Origin of the sequence: Marinobacter sp. M-5 (assembly GCF_032911545.1) — a bacterium.
Taxonomy (GTDB): domain Bacteria; phylum Pseudomonadota; class Gammaproteobacteria; order Pseudomonadales; family Oleiphilaceae; genus Marinobacter; species Marinobacter goseongensis.
Window position 1 is genome coordinate 130,360 of the sequence record NZ_JAWJEK010000002.1, and the last position, 15,174, is coordinate 145,533.

The 15,174-nt window shown below is 61.9% G+C and carries 14 protein-coding genes; 9 read left to right on the forward strand and 5 right to left on the reverse strand.

Annotated elements, in window-relative coordinates:
* Positions 1 to 72 precede the first annotated feature (72 nt).
* The 4 genes from hemC to R0125_RS09950 are packed head-to-tail and all read left to right on the forward strand — an operon-like array spanning position 73 to position 4,175.
* A complete protein-coding gene (hemC, locus tag R0125_RS09935; RefSeq protein ID WP_248185206.1) occupies positions 73 to 1,014 on the forward strand; it encodes a hydroxymethylbilane synthase in 942 nt (313 codons plus the stop codon).
* A complete protein-coding gene (locus tag R0125_RS09940; RefSeq protein WP_317238042.1) occupies positions 995 to 1,807 on the forward strand; it encodes a uroporphyrinogen-III synthase in 813 nt (270 codons plus the stop codon). The genes hemC and R0125_RS09940 overlap by 20 nt, the downstream gene beginning before the upstream one ends.
* 2 nt (positions 1,808 to 1,809) lie before the next feature.
* Positions 1,810 to 2,940, forward strand: a complete 1,131-nt coding sequence (locus tag R0125_RS09945) for a uroporphyrinogen-III C-methyltransferase (RefSeq protein ID WP_248185210.1) — start codon at positions 1,810 to 1,812, stop codon at positions 2,938 to 2,940.
* Positions 2,937 to 4,175 carry a heme biosynthesis protein HemY gene (locus R0125_RS09950; RefSeq protein WP_248185211.1) on the forward strand — a complete coding sequence of 413 codons (1,239 nt, stop codon included), beginning with the start codon at positions 2,937 to 2,939 and terminating at the stop codon, positions 4,173 to 4,175. Before R0125_RS09945 ends, R0125_RS09950 begins: the two co-directional genes overlap by 4 nt.
* 3 nt (positions 4,176 to 4,178) lie before the next feature.
* Here the strand turns inward: R0125_RS09950 and R0125_RS09955 are convergent, their stop codons facing one another.
* The 3 genes from R0125_RS09955 to rho all read right to left on the reverse strand — a co-directional run bounded on the left by R0125_RS09955 (position 4,179) and on the right by rho (position 8,135).
* Positions 4,179 to 5,171, reverse strand: a complete 993-nt coding sequence (locus R0125_RS09955; protein ID WP_248185214.1) for a 2Fe-2S iron-sulfur cluster-binding protein — start codon at positions 5,169 to 5,171, stop codon at positions 4,179 to 4,181.
* Between the two features lie 12 nt (positions 5,172 to 5,183).
* On the reverse strand, positions 5,184 to 6,671 hold the full coding sequence (gene ubiD / locus R0125_RS09960; RefSeq protein ID WP_248185217.1) for a 4-hydroxy-3-polyprenylbenzoate decarboxylase: 1,488 nt from the start codon (positions 6,669 to 6,671) through the stop codon (positions 5,184 to 5,186).
* A gap of 201 nt (positions 6,672 to 6,872) precedes the next feature.
* Positions 6,873 to 8,135: a transcription termination factor Rho gene (gene rho, locus R0125_RS09965; protein WP_248185219.1), complete on the reverse strand. Its 1,263-nt coding sequence runs from the start codon at positions 8,133 to 8,135 to the stop codon at positions 6,873 to 6,875.
* A gap of 336 nt (positions 8,136 to 8,471) precedes the next feature.
* Between rho and moaB the strand changes: the two genes are divergently transcribed.
* The 4 genes from moaB to R0125_RS09985 are packed head-to-tail and all read left to right on the forward strand — an operon-like array spanning position 8,472 to position 10,990.
* Positions 8,472 to 9,044, forward strand: coding sequence for a molybdenum cofactor biosynthesis protein B (moaB, locus tag R0125_RS09970; RefSeq protein WP_248185220.1), 573 nt, complete (start codon positions 8,472 to 8,474; stop codon positions 9,042 to 9,044).
* Positions 9,045 to 9,046: 2 nt separating this feature from the next.
* On the forward strand, positions 9,047 to 10,261 hold the full coding sequence (gene glp, locus R0125_RS09975; RefSeq protein ID WP_317238043.1) for a gephyrin-like molybdotransferase Glp: 1,215 nt from the start codon (positions 9,047 to 9,049) through the stop codon (positions 10,259 to 10,261).
* A 2-nt stretch (positions 10,262 to 10,263) separates the two neighbouring features.
* Positions 10,264 to 10,527 carry a molybdopterin converting factor subunit 1 gene (moaD, locus tag R0125_RS09980; protein WP_248185224.1) on the forward strand — a complete coding sequence of 88 codons (264 nt, stop codon included), beginning with the start codon at positions 10,264 to 10,266 and terminating at the stop codon, positions 10,525 to 10,527.
* A 1-nt stretch (position 10,528) separates the two neighbouring features.
* Positions 10,529 to 10,990 carry a molybdenum cofactor biosynthesis protein MoaE gene (locus R0125_RS09985; protein ID WP_317238044.1) on the forward strand — a complete coding sequence of 154 codons (462 nt, stop codon included), beginning with the start codon at positions 10,529 to 10,531 and terminating at the stop codon, positions 10,988 to 10,990.
* Between the two features lie 55 nt (positions 10,991 to 11,045).
* Here R0125_RS09985 and trxA read toward each other — a convergent pair whose 3' ends face one another.
* Entirely contained in the window at positions 11,046 to 11,372 is a 327-nt protein-coding gene (gene trxA, locus R0125_RS09990) for a thioredoxin TrxA (RefSeq protein WP_012139190.1), read from the reverse strand.
* 289 nt (positions 11,373 to 11,661) lie between these two features.
* Here trxA and ppx point away from each other — a divergent pair, with 289 nt between their 5' ends.
* Positions 11,662 to 13,185 (forward strand): exopolyphosphatase, encoded by a 1,524-nt coding sequence (gene ppx, locus R0125_RS09995; RefSeq protein WP_317238045.1) that lies wholly within the window; start codon positions 11,662 to 11,664, stop codon positions 13,183 to 13,185.
* On the opposite strand, the gene R0125_RS10000 is transcribed toward ppx, so the two are convergent.
* The gene (locus R0125_RS10000) at positions 13,182 to 15,140 is read right to left on the reverse strand and encodes an ATP-binding cassette domain-containing protein (protein ID WP_317238046.1); all 1,959 of its coding nucleotides are present in this window, start codon (positions 15,138 to 15,140) and stop codon (positions 13,182 to 13,184) included. The two genes, ppx and R0125_RS10000, sit on opposite strands and share 4 nt — an antisense overlap.
* Positions 15,141 to 15,174 lie beyond the last annotated feature (34 nt).

Consider the following 15,174-nt stretch of genomic DNA (forward strand, 5'->3'; position numbering starts at 1 on the left):
GGTGCTCACGGGACTTTTTCGCCTCGCCAAGGTAACCTTGGCGAACACTTTTTCTCACTGGCAAGGCACCCCATGTCAAAACGCACCCTTCGTATCGCAACCCGCAGCAGTGCCCTGGCACTGTGGCAGGCGGAATTCATCAAATCCGAGCTGGAACGGCTTCACGACAACGTCATCGTGGAACTGGTGAAAATCAAAACCCAGGGCGATAAGATCCTCGACGTTCCCCTCGCCAAAATCGGTGGCAAGGGCCTGTTTGTCAAAGAGCTGGAAGAAGCCATGATTGATGGGCGCGCGGATCTGGCGGTGCACTCCATGAAAGACGTGCCGATGGAATTCCCCGAAGGTCTCGGGCTGGTCGCCATCTGCGAACGGGAAGACCCGACGGATGCGTTTGTCAGCAACAACCACGACACGGTTGACGCCCTGCCCCAGGGCGCGGTGGTGGGCACCGCCAGCCTGCGCCGCGAATCCCAGCTGCGGGCCTATCGCCCGGATCTGCAGATTCGTGTGCTGCGCGGCAACGTCAACACCCGTCTGGCAAAGCTGGACGCCGGCGACTACGACGCCATCGTGCTGGCCAGCTCCGGCCTGAAACGCCTCGGCTTCCACGACCGCATCCGCTACTGCCTGCCGGATTCGCTGTCGCTGCCGGCCGTTGGCCAGGGTGCCCTGGGTATTGAATGCCGTCTCGACGACGGTGAACTGCAGGCCATGCTGGCGCCGCTGAACCACCCGGACACCTCCGACCGGGTCAAGGCCGAGCGCGCACTCAACCGCCGCCTGCAGGGCGGCTGCCAGGTACCGATTGCCGCCTACGCGCTGCTGGAAGACAGCAACACCGTCTGGCTGAGAGGCCTTGTGGGCGCGGTGGATGGCACCCAGATCTTCCGGGTGGAGGGGCGGGCGCCAAGAGCGGAAGGTGAACGTCTGGGCCGCGAGTTGGCAGAAGACCTGCTGGCCATGGGAGCCGACAAGGTGCTGGCAGAGATCTATGGCCACACCCCGACCTGATTGCCGCAACCTGGCCGGCCGTCGCATTCTCATATGCCGGCCGGAACCCGAGGCCTCGCGCCTGGCGAACGGCTTTCGTGACGCCGGGGCCGAGGTGCGGGTGCTTCCGTTGATCGCCCGGGAACCTCTGCCGGAAACTCCGGAAATCCGCACGCTGATCCAGAACCTCGATCTGTATTCCCACGTCATCGCGGTGAGCCCTTACGCGGCCTCCCTGTTTTTGGCCCTTGCAGACAACTGGTGGCCGCAATGGCCCAGCGGCATTCAGTGGTACGGCGTCGGCAGCGGAACCGCCGCCGCTCTTGCCCGCCATGGCCTGCGCCCTCGCAAACCCACCAGTGGCTGGACCAGCGAAGCCCTGCTGGCCATGCCCTCTCTGCAACACTTCCGCCATGAAAAAGTGCTGTTGGTCCGCGGCGAGGAAGGCCGCGAACTGATCCTCCAGACGCTGACGGAGCGGGGCGCCGATGTCACGTTGCTGCCGCTTTACCGGCGCCACCAGCCCCGCCACGACAAAACCGTGATAGACGAGGCTCTGCTATGCTTTCTGCCGGAGGTCGTCGTCACCCTCTCGGGGGAAACATTGAACAATTTCATCGCACTGAGTAAGAATAGTGGCCATAATCCTGATAAAACGTTACTTGTGGTCCCTGCCAACCGGGTTGCTGAACAGGCCCATCAGGCAGGGCTGACACATACCTGTATTCCAGAGAGCCTTGCCGACGCCGATATTGTGCAGACTGTCGCCCGGGAGCTCGACCGCCGGACCGGTAGCGCCGGCACCACCAAGTAAGGATGCCCGTGACTGAATCAAACACGCAACTGCCCGCCACCATCGCCAAAGACCAGCCTGGTCGCCAGAAGCTCTGGCCAGTGTGGGTCATCAGCCTGATTGCCATAGCCCTGGTTATGGCACTGGCGCTGTGGAACTGGCAACAGTGGAACAATCAGCAAGCCCTGCAGCAGACCCTCGGCGATACCCGCGGCGACGTGTCCCGGCTTGACCGGTTGTACGGCGACAGTGGCAACGAGCAAAGCGAGCGCATCCGGGCACTGGAGAATAAGCTGGCAGACCAGCGTGAACTGATTGCCACCCAGCAACGCCAGATCGATCACAACGCCCGCCAACTGCTGGAAGCCGGCAATCGCAGCCGCACCGACTGGCTTCTCGCTGAAGCGGAATACCTGCTGCGAGTGGCCAATCAGCGGCTGTTGATCGAGAAAGACATCCGCGGCGCCCTGGCGGCCCTGGAAGCCGGCGATGACGTACTCAATGAATCGGACGACATTGGCGTGTTCCCGGTACGCCAGCAGCTGGCCAAAGAGATTCTGGCACTGAAGGGCATCGCTGATGTGGACCGCACCGGCCTCTACCTGACCCTCGAAGCCGCCATCGACAGCGTGAACCGGCTGACTGACGACGCCCTGGTGCATGAGCGGGCGCCCGGATTCGTTACCCGTGCCGACGAGGCCCTCGGCGACGAAGCCGACGGGGAGCCCGGCGTGCTGAGCCAGGGCTGGTCACAGGTAAAGAGCACGTTGGCGAACGTTATTGTGGTGCGCCGGCTTGATGAACCGGTCAAACCGCTGCTGTCACCGGACCAGAGCGCTTACGCCCGCCTCAACCTGCAGCTGATGCTGGAGGAAGCGGAAATGGCGGTACTTCGCGCCCATCAGGAATTATTTCAGCGTGCGCTGACGAAAGCCGGCAACGCCATCGACGACTGGTACGACAACACCAACCCCCAGGTTGCAGCACTGACCCAGACCCTGGATGAACTTCAGGACCGCAACATTGACCCGAACCTGCCCGACATCAGTCGCTCACTGGAATTGCTGAAGGCGCGCCTCGAAGGTCGTCAGGAGGCGGCCAACCCCGCTGACACCGGCAACAGTGCAGCCAACGGCGGGGAGACTGATTCATGATCCGCCTGCTGCTGATCATTCTCGTCGCCCTGCTGATCGGTGTCGGCCTGTCACTCGGCCTCGAGTACGACCTTGGCTACATTCGCATCAGCCTTGGCCATTACCTGATTGAGACCAACTTCTGGGTCGGCCTTGCCCTGCTGCTGGCCGTGGTGGTGGTGTCAGTGGTGAGCGTCAACCTGCTGCGGCGCATGCGCCATGGCACTGGCCTGGTCACCACCTGGGTTCGCCGCGGCAACGAGCGCCGTGCCCGTCGCCGCACCACCCAGGGTCTGCTTGCCCTGGCAGAGGGCAACTGGCCCCGCGCACGCAAGCTGCTGACCTCATCGGCAAGCCATGCCGACACTCCGCTCATCAATTACCTGGCGGCGGCACAAGCGGCGTTCGAGTCGGGTGATCACGACGCGGTGGACCGGCTGTTGCGCCTGGCCTTCGAGAGCACGCCGGGCTCCGACATGGCAGTCGGCATTACCCAGGCCCAGTTGCAACTGGCCGGCAACCGGCTGGAACAGGCGCTGGCCACGCTGGTGCGCCTGCGCAAGCAGGCTCCACACCATCCTTTTGTGCTGAAGTTGCTGAAAAACACCTACCTGCGGCTGGAAGACTGGCGTGAGCTGTCGAAACTGCTGCCGGAAATGCGCAAGCGCAACCTGCTGACCGCGGATGAACTGGAGAATCTGGAGCGCACCGTTTGGCAGAACCTGCTGCAACGGGCCGCCGAGGATTGCCGTCGGCAAACCGGCAGCGGTTCCGCTTCGCTTGAGCCGCTGACGCGCCTGTGGGATGAGCTGCCAGGCGTGTTACGCCGGGATGAGCGCACCATTCGCGAATACGCCCGCCTGCTTGCGGCCCTGGGCGACGAAGCCCAATCCGAAACGTTGTTGCGCAAAGTGCTGCGTAATCACTGGAGTGATGAGTTGATCAACCTGTATGGGCGCATTGAGGGCCACAAACCGGATGAGCAACTATTGATGGCGGAACAGTGGCTGAAGGACCGACCCAACAACGCCGAGCTACTCTTGGCACTGGGTCGGCTGAGCCTGAGAAACGAGCTTTGGGGCAAGGCCAGGGAGTACTTCGAGACCAGCCTGCGCCTGCGCCGCAGTCGTGAAACACTGGCTGAACTGAGCCGGCTGAACGCGCACATGGGCGAAAGCGGCACCAGCGTGAAACTGCTGATGCAGGGCCTGATGAGTGACAGCGAACTGCCGGATCTGCCGATGCCGAAAGCCTGAGCATCAGCTCCTGGGCGCGTATTCCAGTACATCGGAGAAAAACGCCGCCTCTGGCAAGCCAGCTTCAATCAGGGCATCCATTAGCGTATACACCATGGTCGGTGACCCGCTGGCATGCACTTCCACGTGCTTCCAGTCCATGCCAGACGCCAGCACGGCCCGCACCAGCTGGTCGTGGTGACCGGCCCAGTCGTTGTCCTCGTCATCGCCGACCACCGGCAGAAACGTCAAGGGCGACCAGTCCTTGTGCCACTCCTCCGCCAGCGACCGCAGGTACATATCCTCATGGCGCCGCACCCCCCAGAAGAGTTTGACGGGGTGCTGGTAACCGGTGGTTCGCAGGTAGTCCACCAGACTCTTCATCTGGGCGAAGCCGGTGCCTGCCGCCACCAGCAATAGCGGCTTTTGCGGTGCGGAAGCCAGGCAGGCTTTGCCATGGGGCAACTCAACCGTGACATCGTTGCCCGACATCAGAGCTTCGATCACTTTCTGCGCCGACACCCAGTCCGGCGAGGCCTGGATATGCAGTTCGATGCTGGCCTCAGCCGGGCTACTGGCGATGGAGAAGTAGCAGGGCTCGGCGTCCGGCAGATTGACCGACAGGTACTGGCCGGCATGGAACGACAGCTCACGACGGCGCGGCAGTTGCAGCTCCACCCGGTAAACGTCGTGGCTGATGGAACGAACGTCCACCACCTTGGCCTGATACGTACGTGGCTGATTGGTTCCTGCTGCCATAACGGCGTTAATCTCCAGTGTCAGGTCGTCGAGGGCGAGGCTTCGGCACATCATCAGCCGCTCGTTGACCGTCATCGTTTGTTGGTTTCGGGTGTTCAGTACGCGCCCGGCCAGCAGGCGGGCTTCGCAGATTTCACAGACTCCGTTGCGGCAGGCTGCCGGTACGGCAATGCCTGCCCGGGCGGCCGCCGCGAGAAGATCTTCATCCGGGGCAACACTGAACGCCAGCCCGGACGGTGTCAGGACAACCCGATGCACCCGAATGCCTCGTTAGTCGGGGCGAGCCGGCGATTTTTCAATCCCCAGGCTGTCCCAGAGCTCGTCGACCCGCTGCTTGACGTCCTCGGTCATGGTAATCGGCGTGCCCCACTCCCGATCGGTTTCACCCGGCCATTTGTTGGTCGCGTCCATCCCCATTTTGGATCCCAAACCGGACACCGGCGAGGCAAAATCCAGATAGTCAATCGGCGTACTTTCCACCATGGTGGTGTCCCGGACCGGATCCATGCGGGTAGTCATGGCCCAGATCACGTCCTGCCAGTCCCGGGCGTTGACGTCGTCATCGGTGACGATCACGAACTTGGTGTACATGAACTGCCGCAAGAATGACCATACGCCCATCATCACCCGTTTGGCATGGCCCGGGTACTGTTTCTTCATGGTCACCACCGCAAGGCGGTAGGAACAACCTTCCGGGGGCAGATAGAAATCCACGATCTCCGGAAACTGCTTCTGCAGGATCGGGATAAACACCTCGTTCAGCGCCACCCCAAGAATCGCAGGCTCATCCGGCGGGCGGCCGGTGTAGGTGCTGTGGTAGATCGGGTTCTTACGGTGGGTCATCCGCTCCACCGTGAACACCGGAAACTGGTCCACCTCGTTGTAGTACCCGGTGTGATCGCCGAACGGTCCTTCCGGCGCCATATCGTCCGGATAAATGAAGCCCTCCAGCACAATCTCCGCGCTGGCCGGCACCTGCAGGTCACTGAGACCGCACTTCACCAGTTCGGTGCGACCACCACGCAACAGGCCCGCAAAGGCGTATTCGGACAAGGTATCGGGCACCGGCGTCACCGCGCCAAGGATGGTGGCCGGATCGGCTCCCAGCGCGACCGCCACCGGGTAGGGCTGACCCGGATTAGCTTTCTGGAACTCCCGGAAATCCAGTGCACCGCCACGATGGCTGAGCCAGCGCATGATCAGTCTGTTACGGCCGATTACCTGCTGCCGGTAAATACCCAGGTTCTGCCGCTCCTTGTGGGGACCGCGGGTAATCACCAGCGGCCAGGTCACCAGCGGGCCGGCATCGCCGGGCCAGCAGTGCTGCACCGGAATCTGATACAGGTCGACCTGATCCTTCTCGATCACCACATCCTGACAGGGTGCGGAGCGCAGCACCTTGGGGCTCATGCGCATCACCTGACGAAACAGCGGCAATTTCTCGATGGCATCGCGGAAACCCTTGGGGGGGTCCGGCTCCTTGAGAAACGCCAACAACTTGCCGATATCCCGCAGCGCGGTGACGTCGTCCTGCCCCATGCCCATGGCCACCCGCTTCGGCGTGCCAAACAGGTTAGCCAGCACCGGCATGTCATAGCCTTTCGGGTTCTCGAACAACAGCGCAGGGCCGCCGGCCCGTAGCGTGCGGTCGCAGATCTCGGTCATCTCCAGGTGCGGATCCACTTCGACGGAAATACGCTTTAACTCGCCCAGTTTTTCCAGCTGGTCGATAAAGTCTCTCAGGTCGTTGTACTTCATCAGGTGCTCCGTTTTGTGTCACGAGATACTACGGAGGTCGATCCTTTCCGGACCGCTGTCAGAGGGTAGAACGAGATGTGGGGCAGGGGTTCCAAAACGGGAAACTGGTTTCCCTGACTGTTTTGGAACCCCTGCCCCACACCTCATTCAGCGGGCTTCAGATGACGGCGCCACAAGCCGGCCGGCATCCTCGACCGACTATCAACGACGCTTCATGGAGTCGAAGAACTCGGCGTTGGTCTTGGTTTCTTTCAGCTTGTCCAGCAGGAACTCGATGGCGGCGGTGTCGTCGTCCATGGAGTGCAGCAGCTTGCGCAGGATCCAGACGCGCTGGATATCCGCTTCGGACATCAGCAGGTCCTCGCGACGGGTGCCGGAGCTGCGAATGTTGATGGCCGGATAGGTACGCTTCTCGGCAATCTTGCGATCCAGGTGGATCTCCATATTGCCGGTACCTTTGAACTCCTCGTAGATCACCTCGTCCATCTTGGAACCGGTGTTGACCAGCGCAGTGGCAAGGATGGTCAGACTGCCGCCCTCTTCCACGTTACGGGCCGCACCAAAGAACCGCTTGGGCTTCTCAAGGGCGTGGGCGTCCACACCGCCGGTCAGGACCTTGCCGGAGGACGGAATCACGGTGTTGTAGGCACGCGCCAGACGGGTGATGGAGTCCAGCAGGATGACCACGTCTTTCTTGTGCTCCACCAGGCGCTTGGCCTTCTCGATCACCATTTCCGCCACCTGCACGTGACGGGCCGGCGGCTCGTCGAAGGTGGAGGCGATGACTTCACCGCGCACGGTGCGCTGCATTTCGGTCACTTCTTCCGGACGCTCGTCGATGAGCAATACCATGACATGGCATTCCGGGTTGTTGCGGGTGATGGACTGGGCGATGCTCTGCATCAGCAACGTCTTACCGGCCTTGGGCGGGGAGACGATGAGGCCACGCTGGCCCTTGCCGATGGGCGCTACCAGATCCAGAACCCGTGACGAAAGATCCTCGGTGCTGCCATTACCGGCTTCGAGCATCAGGCGCTCGTCCGGGAACAGCGGCGTGAGGTTTTCGAACAGAATCTTGTTACGGGCATTGTCCGGCTTGTCGAAGTTAATCTCGTTAACTTTCAGCAGGGCAAAATAGCGCTCGCCGTCTTTCGGCGGGCGGATCTTGCCAGCGACGGTATCACCGGTCCGCAGGTTGAAACGACGAATCTGGCTGGGGGACACGTAGATATCGTCGGGGCCAGCCAGGTAGGAAGCATCGGCGGAACGGAGGAAGCCGAAACCGTCCTGCAGAATTTCCAGTACGCCATCACCGTAGATGTCTTCACCGCCCTTGGCATGCTTCTTCAGGATCGTAAAAATGACATCCTGCTTGCGCGAACGGGCCAGGTTATCGAGGCCCATCTCTTGCGCGATGTCGAGCAATTCGGGCATGGAGTTCTGCTTGAGTTCAGTAAGGTTCATAGGTTGTTAGATAGTCAGGAATGGAAGTAAGCGAATATTGGAATGACAGGAATGCCCTTGAACGGATTGATCGGGTATTAGCTGATCTTGGTGCTGGCCAGATGGAGCAACCGGTATAATGAAGAAAGCCGGAAAAGTACTGAAGCCAGAGACGGGAAGAACAACCATTCGTCGGGCAACAAGGATAATCGGCCACCTGACCTGTGAATGTCAAGTAATGCTGGCTAAAAATAAACCACCATCCGCCACCCCGCCATGGATGGTCCTCCCCTTCCATTCCTCCCGGGCTATGGGGATACTAACCACAAACAGCCAGTCAATCTGCGGAGCGACACCATGAGTAGTGAGAGCAGCAGCAAGCTCAAGCCCCTGAACATTGCCATCCTGACCGTATCTGACACTCGCGGTGTCGACGAAGACACGTCCGGTCAGTTCCTGGAAGACAGCGTTATTGAGGCCGGTCACCAACTGATCGCCCGGCGCATTCTCCCCGACGACGTGTACCTGGTGCGCGCACTGATGTCACTGTGGATTGCCGATCCCGATGTTCACGCGGTTATCATTACCGGCGGCACCGGCTTTCATGAGCGCGACAGCACACCGGAGGCGGTGGCGCCGCTGCTGGATAAGGCCATTGAAGGGTTCGGCGAAGAATTCCGCCGGCTGTCGGCGACGGAGATTGGCAGCTCTACCGTTCAGTCCCGGGCGTTCGGAGGACTGGCCAACCACACCGTGATTTTCTGCCTGCCCGGTTCCACCGGCGCCTGCCGCACCGGCTGGAACGGCATTCTGAGCTCTCAACTGGACAGCCGCCACACCCCCTGCAACTTCTCGGCGCTGGTGCTGGGCAAACCCGCCAGCCCCCATAACCGCGTGCACGAAAAAATTGGCGGCCGGGGGCAGAAGTAATCATGACCGGCCAACTGTTAACCCCGCTGGAGGAGGCCGTCGCGCTGCTGCTGGATCAGGCCAGGCCTGTCACCGCTCAGGAAATCGTACCCCTGGCCGAGAGCCTCGGACGCATTCTGACGGAGGATCAACATGTGCCGGCGGATGTCCCGCCGGCGGACAACAGCGGGGTAGACGGCTACGCCGTTCGCGCCGGGGACCTGACGGCCGGCCACGCCCTTGCGGTCTCGGCACGGATAGCCGCCGGCCAGGCACCCTCAGCCATTGAACCGGGAACTGCCGTTCGCCTCTTCACCGGTTCGGAAATCCCCGACGGTGCCGACGCAGTGGTGATGCAGGAACACGTCGAGGTGACCGACGCAGGTATCGTCATCCAGACCGAAGCGAACGCGGGCCAGAACATCCGGCGCCGCGGCCAGGATCTGCGTGCGGGTGACGTTGCGCTGGCACGCGGAAGCCGCATCCGCCCCCAGGAAATGGGCGTTCTGGCGTCCCTCGGGGCGTCGCAGGTACCGGTGTGGCGCCGCCTCAGAGTAGCGATCCTGAACACCGGGGACGAACTGGTGGACCCGGGAACCGCCCTGAAACCCGGGCAGATCTACAACTCTAATCGCTTCACCCTGCTGGGCTTGCTGGCCCAGGCCGGCTGTGACGTGGTGCTGTGCGAAACCCTGCGGGATACCCGCGAGGCCACCCGCGCGACGCTGGTGCGAGCGGCCGCAGAGGCCGATCTGATCATCACCAGTGGGGGTGTCTCGGTAGGTGAGGAAGATCACGTGCGGGCCGTGCTGGAGGAATCCGGTGAGCTGTCCCTGTGGCGGCTGGCCATCAAGCCGGGCAAGCCCCTGGCCTTTGGCGAGATGGACGGCACGCCCGTTCTGGGCCTGCCCGGCAACCCGGCCTCTGTGCTGGTGACATTTCTAATGGTTGGCCTGCCCTACCTCCGCAAGCGCCAGGGTGTGGCTGATATCCGGGTCCGGGGCGAGCAACTGCCCGCCGGTTTTGCGGTGACGTCGACGTCTGCCCGACGGGAGTTTGTCCGTGCACGTAAGGAATGGAATGACCAGCAGGTGACCGTGGCGGCCTATCCGAACCAGAGTTCCGGCATGCTCAGCTCCGCCTGCTGGGCGGACGGGCTGGCGGTGGTGCCGGAACACACGACGGTCAGCCCCGGTGATATGATCACATATTATTCGTTCGCAGAGCTGCTGGGGTAACCATGAGCGAAGACCACACGCTGACTGTCCGTTTCTTTGCCCGCCTGCGGGAAGAACTGAACACCGAAAGCCTGACACTGCCGATACAACCCGATACCACCGCCGGCCAGTTGCTGACTGAACTGGCTCGGCGAGGGGGTGCGTGGGCACAGCTGACCGGCGCTCAACCGGTGATGATCGCCGTTAACCAGACCATGGCCAAACCGGACACGCCGATCGGGCCCGGGGATGAGGTGGCGTTTTTTCCGCCGGTAACCGGAGGCTGACATGAACTATTCCATCTCCGTCCAGCAGGACGATTTCGACACCGCCGCCGAGTATCAGGCAATGCGTGACAGTGGCCCCGGCACCGGCGCGATCGCGACGTTCACCGGGCTGGTCCGCGACAGCGGTGATTTGCAGGGGGTCAACGGTTTGTTCCTGGAGCACTACCCGGGGATGACGGAGCAGGTGATCGAGGGCCTGATTGCCGAAGCTGCCGGACGCTGGGATGTCCGCAAGGCGCGGGTGGTGCACCGGGTGGGCGAACTGGCGCTGTGCGATCAGATCGTGTTCGTCGGCGTCTGCAGTGCCCATCGCGGGGATGCCTTCGCCGCCTGCGCGTTCATCATGGATGCGCTGAAAACATCCGCGCCGTTCTGGAAAAAGGAGCTGTCCGGATCATCGGAGCATTGGGTCGAGCAGAAAGCCTCGGATCTGGCACGGCACCCCGGTGTGCTGAAGCCATAAAAAAAACCGCCCGTGAGCTCAGACTCAGGGGCGGCTTCCGGCTTGCGGCCAGCAATCAGAGATTGCTGTCGAGGAAGGCCGCGAGCTGGGACTTGGACAGTGCGCCCACTTTGGTGGCGTCCACGTTGCCATTCTTGAACAGCATCAGGGTGGGAATGCCGCGGATGTTGAACTTGGGCGGAGTCTGCTCGTTTTCGTCGATGTTGAGCTTGCAGATTTTCAGCTTGCCGTCGTATTCATCGGCGATTTCTTCCAGCACCGGCGCGATCATCTTGCACGGGCCACACCACTCGGCCCAGTAGTCCACCAACACAGGCACGTCAGACTGCAGTACGTCCTGTTCGAAGGATGCGTCGGTTACGTTTACGATATTTCCGCTCATTACCTTTTCCCGATTCCGGCACCTTGGAAAGCTTACGGCCCATGCCGAAGCGTCGGTGCTGTTGAACGTTGCTGAAGGCTGCCCTGGGTGTGTCCGGCGGCCATTCATCCTCATCTCAGTAGCGCATACTTTACGCGATTGGTCCGCCGTCTGTGAAGCGGTTCCGCCCACCTCTCGGTTTCCCGCTATACTGACGGAGGGTCAAATCCGCTGGCAGCCTTTACTGACAGACCCGCCGGAATTCGCTTATAGTACCGGCACCGGTAACGCCAAGAGGAAATCTTCACACGTGACGGCCACCCCCTCTGCCGAATCAGACACCACCACGCCCGAGCTGCTTGCCGCCATCGACATGGGCTCCAACAGCTTCCACATGGTGGTTGCCCGCCTTGTTCACGGTGAAATACGAACCCTCGAGAAAATGGGGGAGAAGGTTCAGCTTGGCGCGGGCCTGGACACCTACAATCGCCTGACCGAAGACGCCCAGCAACGGGCGCTGGCCTGCCTCAGCCGATTCGCACAGCGCCTGCAGGGTATGCACCCGGAAACGGTGCAGATTGTCGGCACCAATGCGCTGCGGGTGGCGCGCAATGCCCAGGAATTCATGTCACGGGCGGAGCGGGTTCTGGGGTATCCGGTCGAGATCATCGCCGGGCGCGAGGAGGCTCGGCTGATCTATCTCGGAGTGTCCCACACCCTCTCTGACGACAGTGGTCGCCGCCTGGTGATCGACATTGGCGGCGGCAGCACCGAGTTCATCATCGGCGAACGTTTTGAGCCCCAGGAGCTGGAAAGCCTGCACATGGGCTGCGTGTCTTTCCGCAATCGTTACTTCGCCGACGGCAAGATTGCCCGCCGACAAATGGACAAAGCCGTGACCCACGCCCAGCAGGAGCTGCTGAACATTCGCCGGCATTTCCGCAGCGTAGGCTGGCAGAGCGCGGTCGGTTCTTCCGGGTCGATCAAGGCGATTGCCAGCGTTCTGGAAACGCTGAAAATCACCGACGGTACGATCACGCTGGAGGCGATGACCGAATTGCGTCAGCGTCTGGTCAGCATGGGCAAGGTGGAGAAGCTCGGCGACCTTGGCGTACGGGCCGACCGCCAGAGCATTTTTCCCGCCGGCTTCGCCATTCTGATGGGGGCTTTCCAATCGCTGCAGATCGAGGACATGTCGTTTGCCGAGGGCGCGCTGAGGGAGGGCCTGCTCTACGATATCGTCGGAAGAATCCGGCATGAAGACGTGCGGGAGCGAACCATCACCGCGCTGCAGGAGCGCTATCACGTGGATCAGGCCCACGGTCGCGCCGTGGAAGACACCACCATCGCCGCCTGGGACCAGGTCGCCGACACCTGGGCGCTGCGCACCGCACCGGATGAGGAGGTCTTGCGCTGGGCGTGTCGCCTGCACGAGATCGGCCTGACCATCTCCCACAGCCAGTACCACAAACATGGCGCCTACCTGTTGCGCTACTCCGACCTGCCCGGCTTCAGCCAGCAATTCCAGCGCGACCTGGCCACCCTGGTACGGGGCCATCGCCGGAAGTTTGCCTCCGCGATCTTCGAGGGTCTTGATCCTGAGGAAATTCCGCGCCTGAAATATCTGTGCGTGCTGGTGCGCCTCGGCGTGTTGCTTCAGCACCCGCGGAACATGGAGGCGCCGCCGGCATTTCGCCTCCACGCCGGAGACGATCGCCTCGCCGTCGAGTTCCCCGATGGCTGGCTCGATGAGCGTCCGCTGACTCTGGCGGATCTGGAAAACGAGGCAGAATACCTGGCCAAACAGGGGTTCACCCTGGACGTAAACCCCTAGGCCACCAGTTCCGCCTCGAGATTTTCCACCGTTTCACTGATTTCCAGCCACTCAGCCTCGACCTCCTCCAGCCGGCTTTTCAGTTGCGCCTGCTCGCCGAGCCGCTCCTTGAGCAGCGCCTTGCCGCTTTCCTGGTAGAGCTCCGGCGCCGACAGCGATTCCTCCAGCAACGCGAGTTCCTGCTGCAATTGCTCCATGGATTGCTCCAGTGTCGCCTGCTTCTTACGATACGGGCTCAGCTTCTGACGCAGAGCCGCCTCGGCCCGCTTACGGGCCTTGCGATCCTCCGCGCTTTCCCCGACAGCCTCGCCTGCGGAGGCGCCTGAGGCTCCGGCCGAAGGCGGGCCACCCTGGGGTGTACGCTTCGGCGCCTCTGTCTCATCCTTGCGACGATCCGCCAGCCAGCGCTCATAATCCTCCAGATCGCCGTCGTAATCGCTGACACGGCCGTCGTGAACCAGCCAGAACTCGTCGACGGTATTCCGCAGCAGGTGCCGGTCGTGGGACACCACCACAATGGCGCCGTCAAAATTCTGCAGCGCCATGGTGAGCGCCTGGCGCATTTCCAGATCCAGGTGGTTGGTGGGCTCATCCAGCAACAGCAGGTTCGGCTTCTGCCAGGCAATCACCGCCAGCGCTACGCGAGCTTTCTCGCCACCGGAGAACGAACGGATGGCACTGAGCGCCTCATCACCGTGAAAATCAAAGCCCCCCAGAAAGTTGCGAATGCTCTGCTCCGAGGCCCGGGGCGACAGCCTTTGCAAGTGGAGAAAAGGGCTGGCATCCAGATCGAGGGATTCCAGTTGATGCTGGGCGAAATAGCCGATGGCCAGGTGCTCTCCGGTGGTGCGCTCGCCGGCCAGCAGCGTGGACTCACCCCGTAACGCGTCCATCAACGTAGACTTGCCGGCACCGTTGGGGCCAAGCAGGCCCACCCGGCTACCCGGCAACAAACTCAGATTGATGCCCGCAAGAATGGTGGTCTCGCCGTAACCGGCCACACCGTTGCGAATGGACAGCAGCGGGTTCGACACTTTGTCGGCAACCGGAAATTCGAAGCTGAACGGCGAATCCACGTGCGCGGGGGCAATTTTCTCCATGCGCTCCAGCGCCTTGACCCGGCTTTGAGCCTGCCGCGCCTTGGTCGCCTTGGCCTTGAACCGGTCAATAAACCGCTGGATTTCCGCAATTCGCGCCTGCTGGCGCTCGAAGCCCGCCTGTTGCTGGGCCAGCCGTTCACTGCGTTGACCTTCGAACGCCGAGTAGTTGCCGGTATACACCTCCAGTTTGCGCTGGTCAAAGTGCACCACATGGGTGGCGACCCGATCCATGAAATCGCGATCGTGGGAGATGAACAGCAGGGTGCCGGCATAGCGACGCAGCCAGTTTTCGAGCCAGAGGCAGGCGTCAAGATCCAGATGGTTGGTGGGCTCATCCAGCAGCAACAGATCCGAGGGCCGCATCAGTGCCTGAGCCAGGTTCAGGCGGATACGCCAGCCCCCGGAGAATGCAGAAACCGGTCGCAGCGCGTCGGCATCGGCAAAGCCCAGCCCCCGCAACAGCGACTCCGCCCGACGCGGCGCCGACCAGGCTTCGTGCACATCGAGCTCACCATGGATTCGGGCCTGGGCGTGATCGTCGCCGCGCTGTTCGGCGTCGGCCAGTTCCCGCTCCATCCGCCGCAGATCGTGATCGCCATCCAGCACAAAATCCAGCGCGGTGCGAGCAGACGCCGCCACTTCCTGAGCCATGTGAGCGATGCGGCAACCGCCGGGGAGCGATACCGTACCCTGCTCCGGCGCCAGCTGGCCCAGTAACAGCTGGAACAGACTGGATTTGCCCGCGCCATTGGCACCGACAATCGCCACCCGCTGGCCCGGTTGAATAGTGACGCTGACGGCGTCTAGTAACCAGACGCCGCCCCGTTGTAAACTGAGATCGGTTATCGTTAACATGTTGTCATTTTATCAGGATATTTTTCACAGAACG

Bases quoted from the DNA above. Each gene is read 5' to 3' on its own strand.
- hemC (WP_248185206.1), top strand. From the start codon at position 73: ATGTCAAAACGCACCCTTCGTATCGCAACCCGCAGCAGTGCCCTGGCA.
- R0125_RS09940 (WP_317238042.1), top strand. From the start codon at position 995: ATGGCCACACCCCGACCTGATTGCCGCAACCTGGCCGGCCGTCGCATT.
- R0125_RS09945 (WP_248185210.1), top strand. From the start codon at position 1,810: ATGCCCGTGACTGAATCAAACACGCAACTGCCCGCCACCATCGCCAAA.
- R0125_RS09950 (WP_248185211.1), top strand. From the start codon at position 2,937: ATGATCCGCCTGCTGCTGATCATTCTCGTCGCCCTGCTGATCGGTGTC.
- ubiD (WP_248185217.1), bottom strand. From the start codon at position 6,671: ATGAAGTACAACGACCTGAGAGACTTTATCGACCAGCTGGAAAAACTG.
- rho (WP_248185219.1), bottom strand. From the start codon at position 8,135: ATGAACCTTACTGAACTCAAGCAGAACTCCATGCCCGAATTGCTCGAC.
- moaB (WP_248185220.1), top strand. From the start codon at position 8,472: ATGAGTAGTGAGAGCAGCAGCAAGCTCAAGCCCCTGAACATTGCCATC.
- glp (WP_317238043.1), top strand. From the start codon at position 9,047: ATGACCGGCCAACTGTTAACCCCGCTGGAGGAGGCCGTCGCGCTGCTG.
- moaD (WP_248185224.1), top strand. From the start codon at position 10,264: ATGAGCGAAGACCACACGCTGACTGTCCGTTTCTTTGCCCGCCTGCGG.
- R0125_RS09985 (WP_317238044.1), top strand. From the start codon at position 10,529: ATGAACTATTCCATCTCCGTCCAGCAGGACGATTTCGACACCGCCGCC.
- trxA (WP_012139190.1), bottom strand. From the start codon at position 11,372: ATGAGCGGAAATATCGTAAACGTAACCGACGCATCCTTCGAACAGGAC.
- R0125_RS10000 (WP_317238046.1), bottom strand. From the start codon at position 15,140: ATGTTAACGATAACCGATCTCAGTTTACAACGGGGCGGCGTCTGGTTA.